General features: G+C 69.9%; 17 protein-coding genes. 6 read left to right on the top strand and 11 right to left on the bottom strand.

From position 1 onward, the window contains the following. The first annotated feature begins 54 nt into the window (after nucleotides 1-54). Nucleotides 55-1,725 carry a sodium:solute symporter family protein gene (locus OG452_RS21135; RefSeq protein ID WP_327297154.1) on the top strand — a complete coding sequence of 557 codons (1,671 nt, stop codon included), beginning with the start codon at nucleotides 55-57 and terminating at the stop codon, nucleotides 1,723-1,725. Nucleotides 1,726-1,739: 14 nt separating this feature from the next. Continuing rightward, the gene (locus tag OG452_RS21130; protein WP_327297153.1) at nucleotides 1,740-2,036 is read left to right on the top strand and encodes a hypothetical protein; all 297 of its coding nucleotides are present in this window, start codon (nucleotides 1,740-1,742) and stop codon (nucleotides 2,034-2,036) included. 102 nt (nucleotides 2,037-2,138) lie between these two features. Here the strand turns inward: OG452_RS21130 and OG452_RS21125 are convergent, their stop codons facing one another. The 4 genes from OG452_RS21125 to OG452_RS21110 form a co-directional block, all read right to left on the bottom strand. Next, nucleotides 2,139-2,864, bottom strand: coding sequence for a response regulator transcription factor (locus OG452_RS21125; RefSeq protein WP_327297152.1), 726 nt, complete (start codon nucleotides 2,862-2,864; stop codon nucleotides 2,139-2,141). A gap of 215 nt (nucleotides 2,865-3,079) precedes the next feature. Beyond that, on the bottom strand, nucleotides 3,080-4,993 hold the full coding sequence (locus tag OG452_RS21120; protein ID WP_327297151.1) for an outer membrane protein assembly factor BamB family protein: 1,914 nt from the start codon (nucleotides 4,991-4,993) through the stop codon (nucleotides 3,080-3,082). 43 nt (nucleotides 4,994-5,036) lie between these two features. Further along, a complete protein-coding gene (locus OG452_RS21115) occupies nucleotides 5,037-6,863 on the bottom strand; it encodes an outer membrane protein assembly factor BamB family protein (RefSeq protein WP_327297150.1) in 1,827 nt (608 codons plus the stop codon). 252 nt (nucleotides 6,864-7,115) lie between these two features. Then, entirely contained in the window at nucleotides 7,116-8,924 is a 1,809-nt protein-coding gene (locus tag OG452_RS21110) for an ABC-F family ATP-binding cassette domain-containing protein (protein WP_327297149.1), read from the bottom strand. 134 nt (nucleotides 8,925-9,058) lie between these two features. On the opposite strand from OG452_RS21110, the gene OG452_RS21105 reads away from it, so the two are divergent. From OG452_RS21105 to OG452_RS21090, 4 genes are all read left to right on the top strand, one after another. Further along, nucleotides 9,059-9,310 (top strand): type II toxin-antitoxin system Phd/YefM family antitoxin, encoded by a 252-nt coding sequence (locus OG452_RS21105; RefSeq protein WP_327297148.1) that lies wholly within the window; start codon nucleotides 9,059-9,061, stop codon nucleotides 9,308-9,310. Next, on the top strand, nucleotides 9,307-9,567 hold the full coding sequence (locus OG452_RS21100; protein WP_327297147.1) for a Txe/YoeB family addiction module toxin: 261 nt from the start codon (nucleotides 9,307-9,309) through the stop codon (nucleotides 9,565-9,567). The genes OG452_RS21105 and OG452_RS21100 overlap by 4 nt, the downstream gene beginning before the upstream one ends. 282 nt (nucleotides 9,568-9,849) lie before the next feature. After that, nucleotides 9,850-11,379, top strand: a complete 1,530-nt coding sequence (locus OG452_RS21095; protein WP_327297146.1) for a class-II fumarase/aspartase family protein — start codon at nucleotides 9,850-9,852, stop codon at nucleotides 11,377-11,379. Beyond that, nucleotides 11,376-12,179: a methyltransferase domain-containing protein gene (locus OG452_RS21090; protein ID WP_327297145.1), complete on the top strand. Its 804-nt coding sequence runs from the start codon at nucleotides 11,376-11,378 to the stop codon at nucleotides 12,177-12,179. The genes OG452_RS21095 and OG452_RS21090 overlap by 4 nt, the downstream gene beginning before the upstream one ends. Nucleotides 12,180-12,296: 117 nt before the next feature. Here OG452_RS21090 and serC read toward each other — a convergent pair whose 3' ends face one another. The 7 genes from serC to OG452_RS21055 form a co-directional block, all read right to left on the bottom strand. After that, complete coding sequence (serC, locus tag OG452_RS21085; RefSeq protein ID WP_327297144.1) at nucleotides 12,297-13,430, bottom strand: 3-phosphoserine/phosphohydroxythreonine transaminase; 1,134 nt, start codon at nucleotides 13,428-13,430, stop codon at nucleotides 12,297-12,299. A gap of 4 nt (nucleotides 13,431-13,434) precedes the next feature. Continuing rightward, on the bottom strand, nucleotides 13,435-14,823 hold the full coding sequence (locus OG452_RS21080; RefSeq protein WP_327297143.1) for a glutamate-cysteine ligase family protein: 1,389 nt from the start codon (nucleotides 14,821-14,823) through the stop codon (nucleotides 13,435-13,437). Between the two features lie 66 nt (nucleotides 14,824-14,889). Beyond that, entirely contained in the window at nucleotides 14,890-15,555 is a 666-nt protein-coding gene (locus tag OG452_RS21075) for an O-methyltransferase (RefSeq protein WP_327297142.1), read from the bottom strand. Continuing rightward, the gene (locus OG452_RS21070) at nucleotides 15,555-16,718 is read right to left on the bottom strand and encodes an amidohydrolase family protein (protein WP_327297141.1); all 1,164 of its coding nucleotides are present in this window, start codon (nucleotides 16,716-16,718) and stop codon (nucleotides 15,555-15,557) included. Before OG452_RS21070 ends, OG452_RS21075 begins: the two co-directional genes overlap by 1 nt. A 273-nt stretch (nucleotides 16,719-16,991) precedes the next feature. Then, nucleotides 16,992-17,939 (bottom strand): 4-(cytidine 5'-diphospho)-2-C-methyl-D-erythritol kinase, encoded by a 948-nt coding sequence (locus tag OG452_RS21065; protein ID WP_327297140.1) that lies wholly within the window; start codon nucleotides 17,937-17,939, stop codon nucleotides 16,992-16,994. After that, nucleotides 17,936-18,847: a 16S rRNA (adenine(1518)-N(6)/adenine(1519)-N(6))-dimethyltransferase RsmA gene (rsmA, locus tag OG452_RS21060; protein WP_327297139.1), complete on the bottom strand. Its 912-nt coding sequence runs from the start codon at nucleotides 18,845-18,847 to the stop codon at nucleotides 17,936-17,938. Before rsmA ends, OG452_RS21065 begins: the two co-directional genes overlap by 4 nt. Nucleotides 18,848-18,970: 123 nt before the next feature. Further along, entirely contained in the window at nucleotides 18,971-19,852 is an 882-nt protein-coding gene (locus OG452_RS21055) for a TatD family hydrolase (RefSeq protein ID WP_327297138.1), read from the bottom strand. Nucleotides 19,853-19,880 lie beyond the last annotated feature (28 nt).

Here is a 19,880-nt window from a genome sequence, read left to right as displayed (position 1 = left end):
ACACATGGGCGTAGGTTCCGCAGCGGAAAAGTTCTGGCAACGAAGCGAGTACTCATGCAATACCTGGCTGCCGGACTCCGGCTCCCCACGAACGGGCTCGACTACACGATTCTGGCGATCTACTTCATCGTGGTCCTGGGCATCGGATTCGCCGCCAGAGCGAGCGTGAAGACGAGCCTGGACTTCTTCCTCTCGGGCCGTTCACTGCCCGCCTGGGTCACCGGCCTGGCCTTCGTCGCGGCGAACCTCGGCGCGACCGAGATCCTGGGCATGGCGGCGACCGGCGCGCAGTACGGCGTGGCCGTCGTCCACTGGTACTGGATCGGCGCCATCCCCGCCATGGTCTTCCTCGGCCTGGTGATGATGCCCTTCTACTACAAGTCGAAGGTGCGCTCCGTACCGGAGTTCCTGCTGCACCGCTTCGACAAGTCGGCGCACCTGCTGAGCTCCATACTCTTCGCCTTCTCGGCGATCCTGATCGCGGGCGTGAACCTCTACGCCCTGTCGATCGTCGTGGAGGCGCTCCTGGGCTGGCCGCAGTGGGTCGCGATCGTCGTCGCCGGCCTCTTCGTCCTCGTCTACATCACCATCGGCGGACTCTCGTCGGCGATCTACAACGAAGTGCTCCAGTTCTTCGTCATCCTCGCCGCGCTGATCCCGCTCACCATCCTCGGCCTCAAGCGGGTCGGCGGCTGGGACGGCCTCTCCAACACCCTGACCAAGAGCCACGGCCATGACTTCATGACGGCCTGGGGCGGCACCTCGATCGGCCACGCGAACCCGCTCGGCGCGAACTGGCTGACGATCATCCTGGGCCTGGGCTTCGTGCTCTCCTTCGGCTACTGGACGACCAACTTCGCCGAGGTGCAGCGCGCGCTGTCCGCGAAGAACCTCTCCGCCGCCCAGCGCACACCGCTGATCGCCGCCTTCCCGAAGATGTTCATCGTCTTCCTCGTGATGATCCCCGGCCTGGTCGCCGCCGTCATCGCCCCGAAGATCGGCACGCCCGGCTCGGACCTGACGTACAACGACGCGATCCCGCTGCTGATGCAGGAGCTGCTGCCCAACGGTGTGCTCGGTATCGCGGTGACCGGTCTGCTGGCCGCCTTCATGGCCGGTATGGCCGCCAACGTCTCCTCGTTCAACACCGTCTTCACGACGGACATCTGGGCGCGGTACGTGAAGAAGGACAAGCCCGACGCGTACTACCTGCGCTTCGGACGGATGATCACCGCGGTCGGTGTGCTGGCCTCCATCGGCACGGCCTTCATCGCCGCCAGCTTCTCCAACATCATGAGCTATCTCCAGACGCTCTTCTCCTTCTTCAACGTCCCGCTGTTCGTGGTCTTCATCATCGGGATGTTCTGGAAGCGCGCCTCGATGAAGTCCGGTGTGTGGGGTCTGCTCGCCGGTACCAGCGCCGCGATGATCAACTACTTCTGGATCTACAAGCAGGGCATCATCGCCATCCCGACCGACCAGGGCGCCAACTTCGTCTCGGCGATCGTCGGCTTCGTCGCCGGTGCGGTCGTCATGGTGCTCGTGACGCTCTTCACCGCGCCCAAGCCGGTGGCGGAACTGGCCGGCCTGGTGTACGGGACGGAGTCGCCGGACGCGCCGGAGGTACCGGCCGAAGGCGACGACGCGTGGTACCGCAAGCCGGCCCTGCTCGGCTGGGGCGCGATCGTCCTCGCCGCCCTCTGCTACCTGCCCTACTCGCTCTGATCGGAGGCACCACCATGTCTGAACTGCAGAACGAAGTCTCCGAACTGGAGAAGAAGTCCGCGACGGCGGCCCGCCTCTTCGACATCCGGCGCATCATCGGCGGACTGTTCATGGTCTACGGGATCATCGTGACCATCGCCGGATTCACCGCGTCCGACGCGGAGCTGAAGAAGGCCCAGGGGGTCAACATCAACCTCTGGACCGGGCTCGCGATGCTCGCGCTCGGCCTGTTCTTCCTGGTCTGGCTGTGGCTGCGCCCGGTGGCGCCGCCCACGCCGGATGTCACACCCGCCGATGAGAAGACGCCGTAAGCCGTCAGCTGTAAAGGCCGTCAGGTGTACGCCGTAACCCGGCAGCTGTCAGCCGTCAGCCGTTACGGAAGATCCCGCATCGGCCGACCGAGGGGCCGGACTTCACTCCCGTGAGTCCGGCCCCTCCGGCTTCTCCGGCCCTCCGGGGCCGGCCGGCCGCGAACGCACCACCACGTGGTCGAGCAGCCCGGTGCGCGCCGCGAGCGCGGCGGCCTCAAGCCGGGAGCCGACGCCTAGTTTCACCAGGACCCGCTGCACATGCGTACGGGCGGTGCTCGGCGCGATCCGCATCCCGGCGGCGATCAGCCGGGTGTCCTCGCCCTCCGCGACCCGGGCCAGCACCTCGGCTTCGCGCGGGGTGAGCAGAGCCAGCAGCCGCTGCCCCTCGTCGTCGGGCTGCGCCACGGGGTTGAGCAGTTCCGTGAAGACGGCCTGCAGCAGCTGCGGCGCGACCGCGGTCTCCCCCGCGCAGGCCTGCGCCATGGCCCGCTCGACGCCCTCGATGCGCTCGTCGTGACGTACGTAACCGCAGGCGCCCGCGGCGAACGCGGCGGCGACACCGGGTGAGTTGGGCACCGGGCCCAGCACCACCACGGCCACCTGCGGCCGTTCCTTCCTGATCCGCGCGACCGGGTCGAAGACCCCGGGCTCGGCGGGCGTGGCCGTCCCGAACAGGCAGACGTCGGGCGCCCGGCTCACCACGAGGTCGGCCGCGCCCCCGGTGGGCGCGGCCGCTGCGAGCACCCGGTGCCCGCGGAGTCTCAGCGCCGAGGCGAGCGCCTCGGCGAGCAGTCGGTGGTCATCGACCACCATGAGCCGCACGCCCATGGAGCAGTCCCCCTGTTCCCCCGAGCCGGGAGCGCTCCCGGGCCCGGCTTTCCTGCCCCGGCAAGTTACACGCTTGTCCGGTGATGCGCGCCCCGGACGGGCATAGTGCGAGGCCCAGCTACCGCCGCAAGGCGTCCCGGGCACGCCGATGGGGGCGCCCCCATCGGCGGGTGCGCCCCCATCGGGTGTCCGGGACAGGCCCCGGGCGGCCTCGGTCAGCCCGGGCCGAACGCGATAGCCAGGTAGTGCTTCTCCGAGTCCGACGTGTAGTCGCTGATGGTGTCGTCGGCCAGATAGAGCCGGCCGTCGGTGAACCGGATCTCGGCGCTGTCCGCCAGGAAGCTGGACTCGGCGCCGCGGACCGCCTCCTGGCCCGGGTTGTTCAGCAGCAGGGTCTGCTTGAGGGTGGAGCCGTCGATCGAGACGACCTGGCCGCCCTTGTTGTACGGGCCCGTCTTGTACGCGATGACGTTGGAGCCGTCCATCCGTACGGGGTAGGCCGAGTAGCCCGCACCCGCGTCGGCACGGCCCGGGACCGCCTTGCCGGTGGCCAGGTCGAACGCGACGATCTCGTTGGTCTGGCCGATCGCGCCGCCGACGCCGTCGTGCTGCTCCGTCGGGACGTACAGCCGGTCGTCGCCCACCACCAGGTCGTTGCACTGCTCGACCGTGGTGCTGTCGCACTTGCCGCCGTACTTGTCCGCGTTGGCCGGGATCCGGGCGCGCAGCTTGCCGGTCTTGGCGTCGACGGAGAAGTAGTCCGAGATGCCGCTGCCGTCGCCCGCCGTGTCACCGACGTCGGCGGCCACGACCAGCGGGTCGGTGGAGACGATGTGGGCGTACTGGACACCCGACGGCATCTTGTACGAGGAGATCGGCGCGCCTGTCTTCGGGTTCAGGTTCTGAACGCTGACCTGCGGGCTGTCGTAGTCGCCGCACTTGCGGACGGCGACCAGGGTGGTGGCGCCGCCGCCGTATCCGGCGTCCTCACACTGGTCGGTGCTGACCTTGGGCAGCCAGCGCACCTCGCCCTTCTCCAGGCCCCAGGCGGCGCCGCCGTTGGTGCTGCCTGTGGCGACGGTGTCGCCGCCGAGGGTGACCTCGTCGACGCTGACCTTGCCGTCGCCGTCCTTGTACGACTTCTGCCAGAGGAGCTTGCCCTTGTCGAGGTCGAGCGCGGCGACCTCCGAGCAGCCCCAGAACTGCTTGGCCTTCGTCGGCACCTTCGGCTGGAAGGCGATGGCCGTCTTGTCGTCCTTGCTGACGTGGCTCGTCGCGGCGCAGAGCGGGCCCGGCAGCGGAAGCTTCCAGACCTGGGACCCCGTGACCGCGTCGTAGCCGTAGACCGCGTTGACGCCGGACTTCACGTACAACTTGTCGGTGGCCCAGGAGCCGTTGACGCCGGTGACGTCGCCGACCTTCGGGGCCGGCATCTGGAAGAGCACCTTGGAGTTGGTGTCGGCGGGCACCTTCTCCTTGCCGCCGCCTCCCTTGGCGGTGTCCCCACCTGTCTTGTCGCCGCCGCCCGTCGGGCCCGCGCTCGACACGTTGGGCTCCTTGTCGCCCTTGCTGGACGAGTAGACGAAGCCCGCGCCGACGATGAGCACGATCGCGACGACCGCGGAGGTGATGATCTTCGCGTCGATACCGAACTTCCCGCCACCGGAGCCGCCTCCCAGGCTGCCGCGCGGCGGCTGCATGGGCTGCGTCGTGTACTGCTGCTGCGCCGGTACGCCGGGCTGCTGCTGCGGAAAGCCGGGCTGGTGTTGCGGCGGGAAGCCGTACGCGGGGCCGCCGGGCTGCTGCTGCGGATAGCCGTAGCCGGGCTGACCCGGCTGCTGCTGCGGGTTCGGGTAGCCGTACACCGGGCCCTGCTGGGCCCCGGCCTGCGGCGGACCCGCGGGGGGCGGGGACTGCGGTGCCGGCGGGGACTGCGGTGCCGGCGGGGTCTGCGGAGCCTGGGGCGGCATCTGCGGCGGGACCGGCGGGGTGTTGGCGGGCGGGGTGTGGGCGGGCGGCGTCGGGGCACCGTATCCGCCCGCCGGGGAATCCTTGGGTGCGCCGTACCCTCCCTGCGGGGGCCCGTTGGGGGGCTGTGGCGGCTGGGGTGGCTGTGGCGGCTGCGTCATTGTTCTGCCTTCGTGGAGGGGGAGTTGAGGATCCGGGGGCAGCTCACTTGCCGAAGACCAGCATCGTCTTCTCGGTGGTGTCGCCCCTCTTGCCCCTGACCTGGCCCGACATCAGGAAGAACCGGCCGTCCTGGTAGGCGACCAGTTTCGAGAAGAAGGAGTTCTCGATGCTGGACGTCGACTCCGGGTTCTGGAGGACCACACTCGCCTTGCCGCCCGTCGACGGGATGCTGACGACCGCGCCGCCTCCGTCGTACGAGGGCTCCTTGTACGCGATGAGGTTGGAGCCGTCCATCCGCAGCGGCAGCATCGTACGGTCGCTGCCCGCGGGCACCCGCCACTTCTCCTTGCCGGTGTTCAGGTCGAAGGCGACCACGTCGTTCGCGCCGCTCTTCACCTCGGTCGGCAGATACAGCGTGTTGGCGTCGGCCGCCGTACCGACACAGCCCTGGAGGTCACGGTCGATGATCGACAGACCGCACTCGGGCTGGAAGCTGTCCTTCGTGGTCAGCTGGGAGCGCCGCGTTCCGTCGCTCTTGAGGACGGAGATGTTCCAGGACTTCTTCTTCTCGTTGGTCGAGTAGATGACCAGCGGGTCCAGCGAGTAGACCTTCTTGACCTGCCAGCCCGCCGGGAGCGGGAACGTCCACTTGGACTTGCCGGTCGACGGGTCGAGCTCCTGCACCTGCTCGGTCGCGTCCGGCTGGCTGTTCTTGGTGCACGACTCGATGGCGATCAGCTTGGCGCCGCCCGCGAACGCGTCCGGCTGGCACGCGCCCTGCATACTCCCGAAGATCTTGTGCCCGTCGCTGACCGAGAAGGCGCTGGAGGGCCCCATCCGGCTGGCGGTCACGGTGTCACCCGCGATCGTCAGCTCCAGGGAGCTCATGATGTCGAAGGCTCCCTCCTTGGGGATCGGCTTCTTCCAGCCCCCCTTGCCCGTCTTCAGGTCGATGACCTGCATCTGGTTGCAGTCGGCACGGTCGGTGTCGTCGCTCTTGTACGCGATGACGATCTTGTCGTCGGGAGTGGTCTGGTGGGGCGCGGCGCAGATCGCGTGCGGCGTCGGCACGCTCCACTTCTCCTTGCCGTCGTTCACCCCGTACGCGGTGACCTTCTTGTACATCGCGCGCACGACGACATCGCCGCTGAACCACATGCCGTAGTTCTGGGCGCCGTCCTGCGGCAGCGCGACCTTGTTGGTCTGGAGCCAGAGGACCTTGTCCTCGCCCGCCTTGCGCCCGGCGTTGAGGTCATCGTCGCCGGAGCGCCCGTTGCCGCTGCCGTCGCCCTGGTCGACGCTCGGGGACGTGGACGGCTTGCCGTCGATGTTCTTGCTGTCGCTCGCGACCGGCTTCTTGCCGCCGCCGCCGCTGCCGACGGCGAAGAAGACCCCGGCACCGACGACGAGCAGGCCCGCGACGGCCGCGCCGATGATGACGCCCGGCTTGCCCTTGAAGGGGTTCTTGCCGCCGCCCTGCGGCGGGACCGGCCCGCCCGGGTACTGCTGCGGGTAGCCGTAGGGGCCCTGCTGCTGTCCGTACGGACCCGGCGGCTGCTGGCCGTACGGGCCCGGCTGCTGGGGCTGCTGGCCGTACGGGCCCGGCTGCTGCTGCGGATATCCGTAGGGGCCGGACTGCGGCTGCTGCGGGGCCTGTTGCGGGTATCCGTAGCCGGGCTGCGGCCCGGACGGCGGCCCCGGTGGCGGTCCCTGCGGTGGTGCGGACGGCTGCCCCGGCGGCGCCTGGGGCGGCGGCGGCATCTGCGGCGGCTGGGCGGGTGGCGGCGGAGCGCCGAAGCCACCCGGCGGAGGATCCTGCGGGGCGCCGAAACCGCCCCGCGGCGGCTGCTGGTCGGGCGGCTGAGTCATCAGCACATACCTCTTCACGCGGGGTCCACTGCCCGACCGGCCTCCCCCGCAATTCCGGTGGTTACAGCAACCGGAATGGAGCGAATCGGGTGTGGATCCCACACATCAACGTCAGTCGAGCGGGAGTTCTTTCTATCACCCGGAGAACGGCGTGAGAGGGCCCGGTCCGCCCCTGTGCCCAAGGGAGAACCGGGCCGTGACGCCCTCGTTATGCGAGCCGCGCGGCAGGGCCGGGGGCCGGACGAGCGGCCCTCAGGCGTCCTCGGCGAGCTCCAGCCAGCGCATCTCCAACTCTTCGCGCTGACCGGCCAGTTCCCTCAGCTCCGCGTCCAGTTCGGCCACCTTCCCGAAGTCCGTGGCGTGCTCGGTGATCTGTGCGTGCAGCTTGCTCTCCCGGTCGGAGAACTTGTCCAACTGCCGTTCGATCTTCTGGAGTTCCTTCTTCGCGGCGCGGCCGTCCTTGGCGGACACCACACCGGGGGCCTCCTTGGCCACGGCCTGCACGGCGGCCGGGGTCTGCGCGTCGATCACCTTGCGGCGGCGCTCCAGGTACTCGTCGACACCGCGCGGCAGCATCCGCAGGCTCGCGTCGCCGAGCAGCGCGAAGACGCGGTCCGTGGTGCGCTCGATGAAGAACCGGTCGTGCGAGATCACGATCATCGAGCCCGGCCAGCCGTCGAGGAGGTCCTCCAGCTGGGTCAGGGTCTCGATGTCCAGGTCGTTCGTCGGTTCGTCGAGGAACAGGACGTTGGGCTCGTCCATCAGCAGCCGCAGGATCTGCAGGCGCCGCCGCTCACCGCCGGACAGGTCGCCGACCGGTGTCCACTGCTTCTCCTTGGAGAAACCGAACTGCTCGCAGAGCTGGCCCGCGGTCATCTCGCGGCCCTTGCCGAGGTCGACCCGGTCCCGTACCTGCTGCACCGCCTCCAGCACCCGCAGGGTGGGCTTGAGTTCGGCGACCTCCTGCGAGAGGTAGGCGAGCTTGACGGTCCTGCCGACGACGACCTTGCCCGCGGCGGGCTGGGCCTCGCCCTGGGTACGGGCCGCCTCCGCCAGCGCCCGCAGCAGCGAGGTCTTGCCCGCGCCGTTCACCCCGACCAGACCGATCCGGTCACCGGGGCCGAGCTGCCAGGTCAGATGCTGGAGCAGCAGCTTGTCCCCGGCCCGTACGGTGACGTCCTCCAGCTCGAAGACGGTCTTGCCGAGCCGGGCGTTGGCGAACTTCATCAGCTCGGATGTGTCGCGCGGCGGCGGCACGTCGGCGATCAGTTCGTTGGCCGCCTCGATGCGGTAGCGGGGCTTGGACGTGCGGGCGGGGGCGCCGCGCCGCAGCCAGGCCAGCTCCTTGCGCATCAGGTTCTGCCGCTTGGACTCCTCGGTGGCCGCGATACGTTCGCGTTCGGCGCGTGCGAAGACGTAGTCGCTGTAGCCGCCCTCGTACTCGTGGACGGCGCCGCGCTGGACGTCCCACATCCGGGTGCACACCTGGTCCAGGAACCAGCGGTCGTGGGTGACGACGACGAGCGCGGAGCGGCGGGCGCGGAGGTGCCCGGCGAGCCAGGAGATGCCCTCGACGTCGAGGTGGTTGGTGGGCTCGTCGAGCACGATCAGGTCCTGCTCGGCGATGAGCAGCTTCGCCAGCGCGATGCGGCGGCGCTCCCCACCGGAGAGCGGGGCGATGACGGTGTCCAGGCCCTGGGCGAATCCGGGCAGGTCGAGCCCGCCGAAGAGCCCGGTCAGCACGTCCCTGATCTTGGCGTTCCCCGCCCACTCGTGGTCGGCGAGGTCGCCGATGACCTCGTGCCGGACGGTGGCCTGCGGGTCGAGGGAGTCGTGCTGGGTGAGGACGCCGCTGCGCAGGCCGCCGTTGTGGGTGACCCGCCCGGTGTCGGGCTCCTCCAGCCGGGCGAGCATCCGGATGAGAGTCGTCTTGCCGTCTCCGTTACGGCCGACGACGCCGATACGGTCGCCCTCGGAGACGCCGAGTGAGACACCGTCCAGCAGGGCACGGGTGCCGTAGACCTTGCTGACGGCCTCGACATTGACGAGGTTGACGGCCATTGGCGCTCCTGGGACGGGGGTAGATCGATCTCCCAGGGTACGGCGCCGCGGACGGGCTCTTTGCGACGCCTCCTCCCTCCGCGTACAGTTTCCTGTACGTACAACTTTCCGTACAACCCGAGGAGGCGGCCTCCGTGCGGACCATGACGTACACAGAATCCCGTGCGAATTACGCCGAAACACTCAACGCGGTGGTGGACGATCGCGAGGAGGTCGTCGTCACGCGCGCCGGGCACGATCCGGTCGTGATCGTGGCCCTGGACGAGTACGAGTCGCTGAAGGAGACGGCCTACCTGCTCCGGAGCCCGGCGAACGCCCGGCGGCTGCTGGCGTCGATCGAGCGCCTGGAGAACGACGGCGGCACAGCGCGGGAGCCGGCCGAGTGAAGTTCGTCTGGGACGAATCGGCCTGGGAGGACTACGTCTGGTGGCAGGCCCAGGACCGGAAGATCCTCAAGCGCATCAACACCCTGCTGCAGGATGTCGCACGTAACGGCAACGAGGGCATCGGTAAACCGGAGCCCCTGAAACACGGGTTTCAGGGGTACTGGTCCCGCCGCATCACCGAGGAACACCGGCTGATCCACAAGGTGGTCGGCGGAGAGGTCCGGATCGCCGCCTGCCGCTACGACTTCGGGCGCTGACCCGGGCCTCTTCAGATCGGGGACCGGGGCGGTTTCCGGTCGCTTTCGTCCCCCTGCGGAGCCGGGTCCGGGCATCGGTCCGCGGGGGAAGGACCGGGCAGCAGGAGAGTCCGCCCCGGTGGGGAGCGGTCCCGCGTGCGGGCCTGCTGTCCGGTACAGGGCCGAAAGCCGTCTTGCGCCGGAAACGGGCTGAGACCTGTGCCTTGGCGCGCTCGTGAGCTGGACATGCTGACGTCGAACGGTTCTGACGGGAAAGCTAGCTACCTCTGGATATGAGGATTCATGGCTGTTTCTGACCAGCACCTCCGGACCGGCACGATCCGCGCGGCTGAGCCGCCGGAGGACTGTCCGGACAACGAACATTCCACGGCGCCCGGGAGAGACCAGCGGCACGGGCCGTGCGGACATCAGCGCGCGCACATCACCGACTCCCTTTTCCACGGCGGTGGTTACGCCACTCCGGCGAGCCGGCGGATCTTCTGCGACCGGTGCCGGCTGCAGCGCTGGCTGCAGGTGGAAGCGGCGCTCACGTCGTGCCAGGAGCGGCTGGGGATGGTAGCCCCGGACACCGCGGCGCAGGTGGCCCGCGCGTGCGAGCCGGGCCGCATCGACCTCGCCGCCCTGGCACCCGAGTTCCGGCGTACGGGCCACTCGCTGGTGCCGCTGCTGCGCGGCCTGGAGGCGGCGTGCGAGGGTGCGTCGGGAGAGATGGTGCATCTCGGGGCGACCACCCAGGACATCCAGGACACCGCGCAGGCGCTGGAGATGCGAGAGGTGCTCGCGGAGGTGGACGCCGGGGTGCGGCGCATGGCGGTGCTCCTGGCGGGTCTCGCGGTGGAGCACCGGGACAGCCTGATGCCGGGGCGCACACACGGCCAGCCGGCGCTGCCGATCACGTTCGGACTCAAGGTCGCGAGCTGGCTGGACGAGCTGCTGCGGCACTCGGAGCGGCTGGTGCAGTTACGCCCGCGAGTCCTGACGGCCCAGCTGTCCGGTGGTGTCGGCACCATGGCGGGGTTCGACGGGCGCGGGCGCGAGCTGCTGGAGCTCTTCGCCGGGGACCTGGAGCTGGAGGTGCCCGCGGTCGGCTGGCATTCCGCCCGGGACCGGGTGGCCGAGTTCGGGACCGCGCTGGCCATGCTCACGGGCACGCTTGCCCGGGTCGCCGACGAAATACGGGCGCTGTCGCGGCCGGAGGTCGGCGAGGTGTCCGAAGGCTGGGAGTACGGCCGGGTGGGCAGCAGCACGATGCCGCACAAGCGCAATCCGGAGCGCTCGGCGCAGGTGGTGCTGCTGGCCCGGCTCGCCCGCTCCAATGCCGCACTCGGGATCGAGAGCATGGTCCAGGAACACGAGCGCGACTCGCGCGGTCTGCGGATGGAGTGGGTCGCGGTCGCCGACGTCTCGCACTACACACTGGCCGCGCTGGGCACCCTGAACGCCGTGCTGTCGGGCCTGCAGGTCGACAGCGGACGGATGGCCGCGAACGCGCGGGCCGCGGCCGAATCCCTCTGCACGGAGGCGGTGATGCTGGCCCTGGCACCGTCGATCGGCCGGCAGAGCGCACACACCCTCGTGTACGAGCTGAGCCAGCGTGCGCAGAGCGAGGGCCGGCGGTTGCGCGACTGCCTGCTGGCGGACGCCACCGTCACCGCGCGGTTCTCCGTCGCCGAGGTGGACGGGCTGCTGGACCCCTCCCGTTATCTGGGTGAGTCACGTGAGCTGACCGACCTTTCGGTGGAGCGGGCGCGGGAGTGGCTGGCGGAGCCCGAGCGGTCCGGCGCCGCCCTCGCGGAGGGCCCGCGCGCATGACGGGGCTGCTGCGTTTCGACGGGGCCCGGGCGACCGAGGCCGACACGGAGGCACACACCGCCGACATGGTCGCCCAGCGCCGGCATCTGCGCGGGCAGCTGGACGTCCGGGCCGGGCACCAGGTGCTGGATGTCGGCTGCGGGCCCGGCTATCTGATATCCGAGCTGCGCCCGGATATCGGTCCCACGGGGCGGATCTGCGGCATCGACATCAGCGATTCCATGCTGGAACTGGCCCGGGAACGGTGCGCCACCGGCTCCGCACCGGGGGTGGTCGACCTGCGGAGCGGGCGCGCGGAGCGGATCCCCTTTCCGGACGCGACGTTCGACGCGGCCGTCGCCGTGCAGGTCTATGAGTACGTCGAGGACATCGAGCGCGCTCTGAACGAGCTGTTCCGAGTCCTGCGGCCCGGTGGCCGAGCGGTCGTCCTGGACACCGACTGGGACTCGCTGGTGTGGCGCTCGGCAGACCGCGGGCGGATGCGGGAAGTACTGGAACTGTGGGAGGACCACGTCGCCCATCCGCGCCTTCCCCAGCAGCTGGGCCCTCTGCTGCGCCGGGCGGGGTTCGAGGAGGAGCCCCTGACCACGCTGACCTTCGTCGACCGGGAGCTCGACCCGGGCAGGTACAGCTACTGGCAGGTCGGTTTCATCGAGGCGTTCCTCGCCGGCCACCCCGGGGCCCGCGCGGAACAGACCCGGGCCTGGAGCGGTGAGCTCCGTGAACTGGCGGCTACGGGCGAGTACTTCTTCAGTCTGGGCCGCTACGCCTTCACCCTGCGCAAGCCGGCCGGGAACTGACCGGGAGCGGTGAGCCGGAACGGGTGATCCGGAGCAGGTGAGCTGAAGCGGTGGCCGGCCGGCCGGGCGTCGTGCCGGTCACCGCCGCCCGCGCCCGCGCGAGCCCGGGCCGGGGTGTCACCCGTGCAGGCGCTCGAATTCGCGCAGGAAGCCGGTCAGGGCCCGGACGCCGTCCTCCGGCATGCCGTTGTAGACGGAGGCGCGTACACCCCCGACCGTCCGGTGACCGGCCAGCCCCATGAGCCCCTCGGACTCGGCCAGGGCAAGGAACTCGCCCGTCAGGGACTCGTCGCCGAGCCGGAAGACGATGTTGGTGATCGAGCGGTGCTCCGGGTGGGCCGTGGGGCGGTAGAAGGACGACCGGTCGAGTTCCCCGTACAGGAGAGCGGCCTTGGCCTCGTTGGCTCGCTCAACGGAGTCAAGACCGCCCTGGTCCCGGATCCACTCCAGGACCAGGGACAGGACGAAGACGGCGAAGGTGTTCGGTGTGTTGTCGAGTGAGCGTGTCCCGGCCTGGACCGCGTAGTCGAGCAGCCTCGGCGTGCCGGGCAGGGCCCGCCCGACCAGATCGTCCCGGACGGTGACCAGGGCCATGCCGGAGGGCCCCAGGTTCTTCTGGAATCCGGCGTACACCAAACCGAACCGCGTGTGATCGATACGGCGGGACAGGATGTCGCTGGTGGCGTCGGCCACCAGCGGTGCGGGCAGATCCTGCGGAAAGTCCTTCCACCGTGTGCCGTACACCGTGTTGTTGCTGGTCAGATGGATGAACGCGGCGTCATCCGGGCAGTCGCGCGCCGCCACGGCCGGTATCCGGTCGAATGCGGTGTCCGCGCTGCCGGCGACGGTCCGCGCGGTGCCGTAGCGCGCCCCCTCGCGACGCGCCTGCTGGGCGAACAGCCCTGTCTCGACGTAGCCGGCCGCGCGGGCGGCGGACCGGCCGAGCAGGTTGAGGGGGACGGCGGAGCACTGCATCCGCGCACCACCGTGCATGAAGAACAGGTGGTGGTCCGCGGGAAGTCCGCAGAGCCCGCGGAAGAGCGATTCGACGGTGTCCAGGATGCCGGTGAACCGCGGGCCCTTGTGGCTGATCTCGACGACCGAGGCCCCGTCCTCCGCATGGGCCAGGAACTCCTCACGAATCCGCTCCGCCACCGGGCGGGGCAGTGTCGCGGGCCCGGCGCAGAAGTTGTACGCGTACCGGGGCGGCGCGGCCGGTAACACGGCGGCTGACGGGGACTGCTCGGTCACGTCGTCACATCCTCAGCTTCTCGACCAGCGCCTCGATTCCCTCGGCGCGCAGACAGGCGACGGCGTCCGTCGCGGGGTTCGTACGGTCCCGCAGACGCCGGGCCAGTGGCTCCAGCTCCTCGGCCGGCGCGGCCTTCCCCCGCCGTAGTCCTTCCTCGGCGACGGCGAACGCCTGCTGCGCCCACTGGCCGATCGGGGCACCGGCCGCCTCGGCGTCCCAGCCGTGGGCCTGGACCTGGGGCATGGCCGCACGCGACAGGGCCAGGGTCCAGGGGCGGAAGAGCTTCTCGCACTGCTCGATGTTGTCCAGCCAGCCGAGGATCATGGCCAGCCAGGAGAAGGTCTCCGGCCGGCTCATGGTGGGCAGGTGCCGGACCTCGACGAAGGTGTCGCGCCCGCCGTTGTGCAGCACGGACTCGGGGCGCCCGGCCGCCACGGCTGCGAGGACTTCCGCGACGCTGCACGTCTCGTCGAGCCGCATCCGGACGCGTACCGCGGGCCAGTAGAAGACAAGGCCCGATGCCAGGTCGCCGACCGTGCACTGCAGGGTGCGCTTCGCACCGTGGAAGTCGACGAACTCCGCCTCGCCCGCGGCGGCGAACTCAGCAGTGGTCAGCTCCACGGCCATGGGCCGGTAGATCATGCCCGCTCTGGTCACCTCGAAGACGGGCGTCGCCCAGGCGTCCTGCATGTACTGCGCCAGACCGCTGTAGAGCCGGCGGGGGAAGAGCAGCCGGTCGGCGAAGAACGGGTTCGACTCGGCCAGCTCCTGGTAGCCGCGCATTCGCAACGACTGCCAGGGCTGCACGCGTTCGCCGAACACCGCGGAGTTCGCACCCCACGCGCACAGCAGCGGCGTCATGGAGATCAGGGTGTTGCAGACCGGGATCACATCGGACAGCGGCACATCGATGTTGAACTGGACAGCGGCGAACCCCGGCCACGCGTCGGACGCGTAGTGCCCGGGGAACCGCTCGGCCTGCGCCAGCCAGAACTGGTAGTGCCCCTTGTCCGCCAGATAGGCCCTGCCCAGCGTCTCGGTACGGGGCTGGCAGCCGTGTGCCAGTACGGACAGAGCCTCCGCGCCCAGGGCTGGGAGCAGCAGGGAGTCGAGAGTGTGGTGCCACGCCGACTTGGCGGCGGCGAAGCCCTCCTCCGGCGGGAGGGCCATCTCCACCGTGCAGAATCCGTAGTCGTTGCCCACGTCCAGCGTGCCGGAGCCGCGACGTGACCTGACGCCCACCACGGTCCCGCTCGTGGCGTCGGAGTAGGTGGAGAAGCCCTCCTGCCGGGCGAGCCTCCCGAACAAGGCCTGTACGGACCGCTCGTCGGCCGCCATGCCTTGGGCGTCGACGGTGGGCAGTTCTGACTCGATGCCAATTCTCACGTTCACGTACAAGCCTTTGCTCAGTGCCGGACGGTGTCGGAGCAGAGGTTAGAGTCCGGGGGTGCGACTCACTCAGCCACGGGGAACGTTTTCACGCTTTGTAGTGACTTCGAGTCCGTCGCCCACTGCGAGCATTTGGCTCTGCGCGTCGGAGAGTCCGCTGATATGACGGCGATAGCGTGCGATCACCTCGGAATTCTTCTGCGGCACCAGCACGTTGTCGGCCACGATCAGCCCGCCGGGGCGCAGTACCGGCCAGCACGCTTCGAAGTCCCGGATGTACAACTCCTTCCAGTGGTCGAGCAGTACGAGGTCCACCGGGCCCGGAAGGGACGGCAGCAGTTCGGGGGCTTCACGGGTGGTCAGTTCCACGTGGGCGTCCAGTCCCGCGGCCGTCAGGTTCGCGCGCTGCTCGTCCTGCTTGTCCTTGTCGACCTCGATCGAGTAGAGGCGCCCGCCGGTGGCGTGCACTGCCTCCGCGAGCCACACCGTGGAGTAGCCCACCGAGCCGCCGATCTCGACGACCGTCCGGGCGCCGACCGCCCTGACCAGCGTGTTCAGGAAGAGACCGACCTCGGGGCCCACGTCCAGCATGAAGGACCCCGCACGCTCGCGCAGCGCCGTGCCGCCGGCCTCGCGCAACACTTCGAGCTGCTGCTGCTCCTTGCGGGAACGGGCTTCGAGTCCGGCCAGCACCGCTTCGGTCCGCGGGCCGAGAGGGGGAACCGACGGCTGCATCAGGCGGCCCCGAAGAAGCGGCGTGCGTTGTCGCAGAGGATTTTGCGCTTCACCGCCCCGCTGAGATCGCCCCGTTCGGTCAGGGACGTCACCGCCCCGGGGAATTTGGCATCGAAGTGCGGGAAGTCGCTCGCAAACAGAAGGTTTTCCTCCAGGCCCTGTTCCACGAGCATCGGGAGCAGCGGGTCCTCGGGTTCCACGCCCAGATAACACTGGCGCTTGAAATAGGTGCTGGGCTTCTCCGGCAGCGGTTCGCGGTCCTTGGCGAACTGTTCGACGTGGTCGTCCATACGGTTCAGCCAGAACGGGGCCCAGCCCGCGCCGGTTTCCATGAAGGCGAAATTGAGAGCCGGGTACCGCTCCATCACTCCGCCCGTGATGAGCAGCATGACGGCCGCCATGTGCTCGAAGGTGTGGCTGACCAGATGGCCCTGCATGGTGTCGTGCGTACGCTCCGTACCGATGCGGGGAATGCGGGCGACGCCGAACCCTTCGTGGAAGCAGACCGCCATCCCGTTGCTCTCGCAGAACGCCCAGAGAGCTTCGTACACCGGGTCGTCGACATTGGTGCCGGCCACGGTATTGGGCCGCAGGATGACCGTACGGACCCCGTTGACGAGTGCCCGGCGTGCCTCGTCGAGGGCGAGCACGATGTCGTGCTGGGGCAGCGCGGCGACGGGAAGCAGTCTGCTGGTCTCCGCCGAGCAGTACTCGACCGCCCAGTCGTTGTACGCCTTGGTCACCTCATGGGCGAAGGCTGAGCTGCGCAGGGCGGGCAGGAGTCCCAGGACCTTGGAGGGAAAGATGTAGGCCTGGGATATCCCTTCGCGGTCCATCGCTGTGAGGCGGTCCTGCGGGTCCAGGCCTCCGCGCCGCAGTGCGTCGAGCACTTCCACGGTCGCCGGGTCGTCGAACGCCCAGCTGCCCGGCGTGTACGTGGCCCCCTGGGTGCTGCCGAACCAGGCGGCCTGGGTGGGCTTGCCGTGGAAGGTCGCCGACGGCCCTTCGATGACGCGGCCCTCCGCGATCAGCACGTCGTCCTGGTACTGCGGCATCCATGCCGCGTACTTCTCCGGAATCCTTCCGCGCCACCACTGATCGGAGTCGGGAAGGACGATGTGGCTGTCGGCATCGATTACCGGGTAGTCATGACGGGCGACCATGGACCACTCCTAGAGATCGTCTTGCGCTGTGCGGGACATGCACAGCGATGCGTGCGCACATGCCACTCCACTCCCAGGAGTGTTCATCCGTGCACGCTGCGTTCCCAGCTCGGTAGTCCGAGATTCTTGCCTGCCCACCGGAGCAGGGGGAAGAGGGCCTTTGGCAATGGCGCATCAATGGCGCGATTGCACCCCTTGTGTCTCGGCTTGTGTCTCAGCAGCCCGGTGGTAACCCGGCGGCGACCCGGCCGTCTCCCGGGTCGCTTCGGTAGCTCAGAGGACCGTCGCCCCCGCCACTCCCGACACCGCGACCCGCGCGGACCTGCACGTCCCCGACTCCAGCAGCTCCGTCGCGATCCGCTCCGCCGCGTCCGCGTCCTTCGCCAGGAATGCCGTCGTCGGGCCCGAGCCAGAGACCAGTGCGGCCAGTGCGCCGGCCGCCGTGCCCGCTGCGAGTGTGTCCGCCAGCGAGGGGCGCAGGGAGAGCGCGGCCGGCTGAAGGTCGTTGGACAGGGCGCCCGCCAGGGCCACCGTGTCGCCGGTGCGCAGTGCGTCGATCAGCTCCGGTGACGCCTGCGGCGGACCGGCGTCCGGGGTGAGGCGGTCGAACTCGCGGAAGACCGTCGGGGTGGAGAGCCCTCCGTCGGCCATCGCGAACACCCAGTGGAACGCGCCGCCCAGCTCCAGGGGCGTCAGCCGCTCGCCCCGGCCGGTGCCGAGCGCCGCTCCGCCGACCAGGCTGAAGGGCACATCACTGCCCAACTCGGCGCACATGCCGAGGAGTTCGTCGCGCGAGGCGCCCGTGGACCAGAGTGCGTCACAGGCCAGCAGGGCGCCCGCGCCGTCCGCGCTGCCGCCCGCCATGCCGCCCGCGACGGGGATGTCCTTGGCGATGTGGATGTGCACGTGGGGCTCGATACCGCGCCGGGCCGCGAGCAGTTCGGCCGCCCGCGCCGCCAGGTTCGTACGGTCCAGGGGGACCAGGTCGGCGCCGGGGCCGGTGCAGGTGATGCGCAGGGTGTCGGCCGGGACGACGGTGACCTCGTCGTAGAGCGACACCGCGAGGAAGACATTGGCCAGGTCGTGGTAGCCGTCGGGGCGCGCGCCGCCCACCGCGAGCTGGACGTTGACCTTGGCGGGGACGCGGACGGTGACGCCTGCGGTGTTCTCCGTAGCGGCGTTCTCCGTAGCGGCGTGGGCCGTGCCGTCGTGGACTGTCATGCCTTGCCCTCCGCGGCTGTCCTGCCCTCCGCGATCCGGGCGAACTCCTCCACCGTCAGCGACTCCCCGCGCGCCTGCGGCGAGATCCCGGCGGCGACCAGCGCGGCCTCGGCCGCGGGCGCCGACCCCGCCCAGCCGGCCAGCGCGGCGCGGAGGGTCTTGCGGCGCTGCGCGAACGCCGCGTCGACGACCGCGAAGACCTCTTCCTTGGTGGCCGTGGTCGCGACCGGTTCGGTGCGGCGGACCATCGACACCAGGCCCGAGTCCACGTTCGGGGCCGGCCAGAACACATTGCGGCCGATGGATCCGGCCCGCTTGACGTGCGCGTACCAGTTGGCCTTGACCGACGGCACCCCGTACACCTTGCTGCCGGGCTCGGCCGCGAGCCGGTCGGCGACCTCCGCCTGGACCATCACCAGCGTCCGCTCGATCGAGGGGAACCGGGCCAGCATCGTCAGCAGCACCGGGACCGCCACGTTGTACGGGAGGTTCGCGACCAGCGCCGTGGGCGGCGGGCCGGGGAGCTCGGTGACCTGCATCGCGTCGGAGTGGACGAGCGTGAAGCGGTCGGCGCGGGCGGGCAGCCTGGCCTCGACCGTCGCGGGGAGCGCACCCGCCAGCACGTCGTCGATCTCGACGGCGACCAGCCGGTCGGCCGCTTCGAGGAGCGCCAGGGTCAGCGAACCGAGGCCGGGGCCGACCTCCACGACGACGTCGTCCCGGGTCACCTCGGCCGTCCGGACGATCCTGCGTACCGTGTTGGCGTCGATGACGAAGTTCTGGCCGCGCTGCTTGGTCGGGCGTACGCCGAGCGCGGTGGCCAGTTCGCGGATGTCGGCGGGGCCCAGAAGGGCGTCGGAGACTTCGGAGGCCGCGGGTTCGGATACCTCGGGTTCAGTGCTGCTCACCCGTCAAGCCTACGGCCGCGCGGAGACCCCCGGGCGCGCGCTGGGCGCGCACCCCGCCCGCACCCCCATCGCGCCCCGCCCGCATCCCTGTCGGACCCGCTCACATCCCGCTCGCACCGGACCTCACACGGTGTCGCCGTCCAGGCCGAACGCCCGGACCGTATTGGCCATGATCGCGGCGGCCAGTTCGTCCTCGCCGGTGTTCCGCACCGCCGCCATCGCCCGCACCGTCACGGGAATGAGATACGGCGCATTCGGCCGGCCCCGGTAGGGGACGGGGGTAAGAAAAGGCGCGTCCGTTTCGACAAGGACGAGTTCCGTGGGGGCGACGGCGAGTGCGTCACGCAGCGGCTGGGCGTTCTTGAACGTCATGTTTCCCGCGAAGGACATGAAATAGCCGCGGGCCGCGCAGACTTCGGCCATTTCGGCGTCACCGGAATAGCAGTGGAATACGGTGCGGTCCGGAGCCCCTTCCTCCGCCAGAATGCGGAGTACGTCGGCGTGGGCCTCGCGGTCGTGAATAACCAGCGCCTTGCCATGCCTTTTCGCCATCTCGATGTGCGCCCGGAACGAGCGTTCCTGGGCAGCCACGCCCTCCGGCCCGGTCCGGAAGTAGTCGAGGCCCGTTTCGCCGACGGCCCGCACCTGCGGGAGCCCGGCCAGCCGGTCGATCTCGCCGAGCGCCTCGTCCAGGGCGCTGTCCCCGCCGGCGGCGCGGGACCCCTGCCGCGACCAGCCGTCCTCATCCCCCAGCACGATGCGGGGCGCTTCGTTCGGGTGCAGGGCGACCGCGGCGTGCACGTTCTCGTACGCGGCGGCCGTCTCGGCCGCCCAGCGGGAGCCCTTCACGTCACACCCCACCTGGATCACGGTGGTCACTCCGACCGATGAGGCCCTGGTCAGGGCCTCCTCCACGGTGGTGTCCTGCATATCCAGATGGGTGTGCGAGTCCGCCACCGGTACGGCGAGCGGTGCGGGCAGCGGCGGCGCGGAGTCCTTGCTCATGGCGCCCGATCTTATGGGGCACCTCCCA

This window comes from Streptomyces sp. NBC_01197, assembly GCF_036010505.1.
In the GTDB taxonomy this organism is placed as follows: Bacteria; Actinomycetota; Actinomycetes; order Streptomycetales; family Streptomycetaceae; genus Streptomyces.
This window is presented reverse-complemented; position numbering and strand designations above follow the sequence as displayed.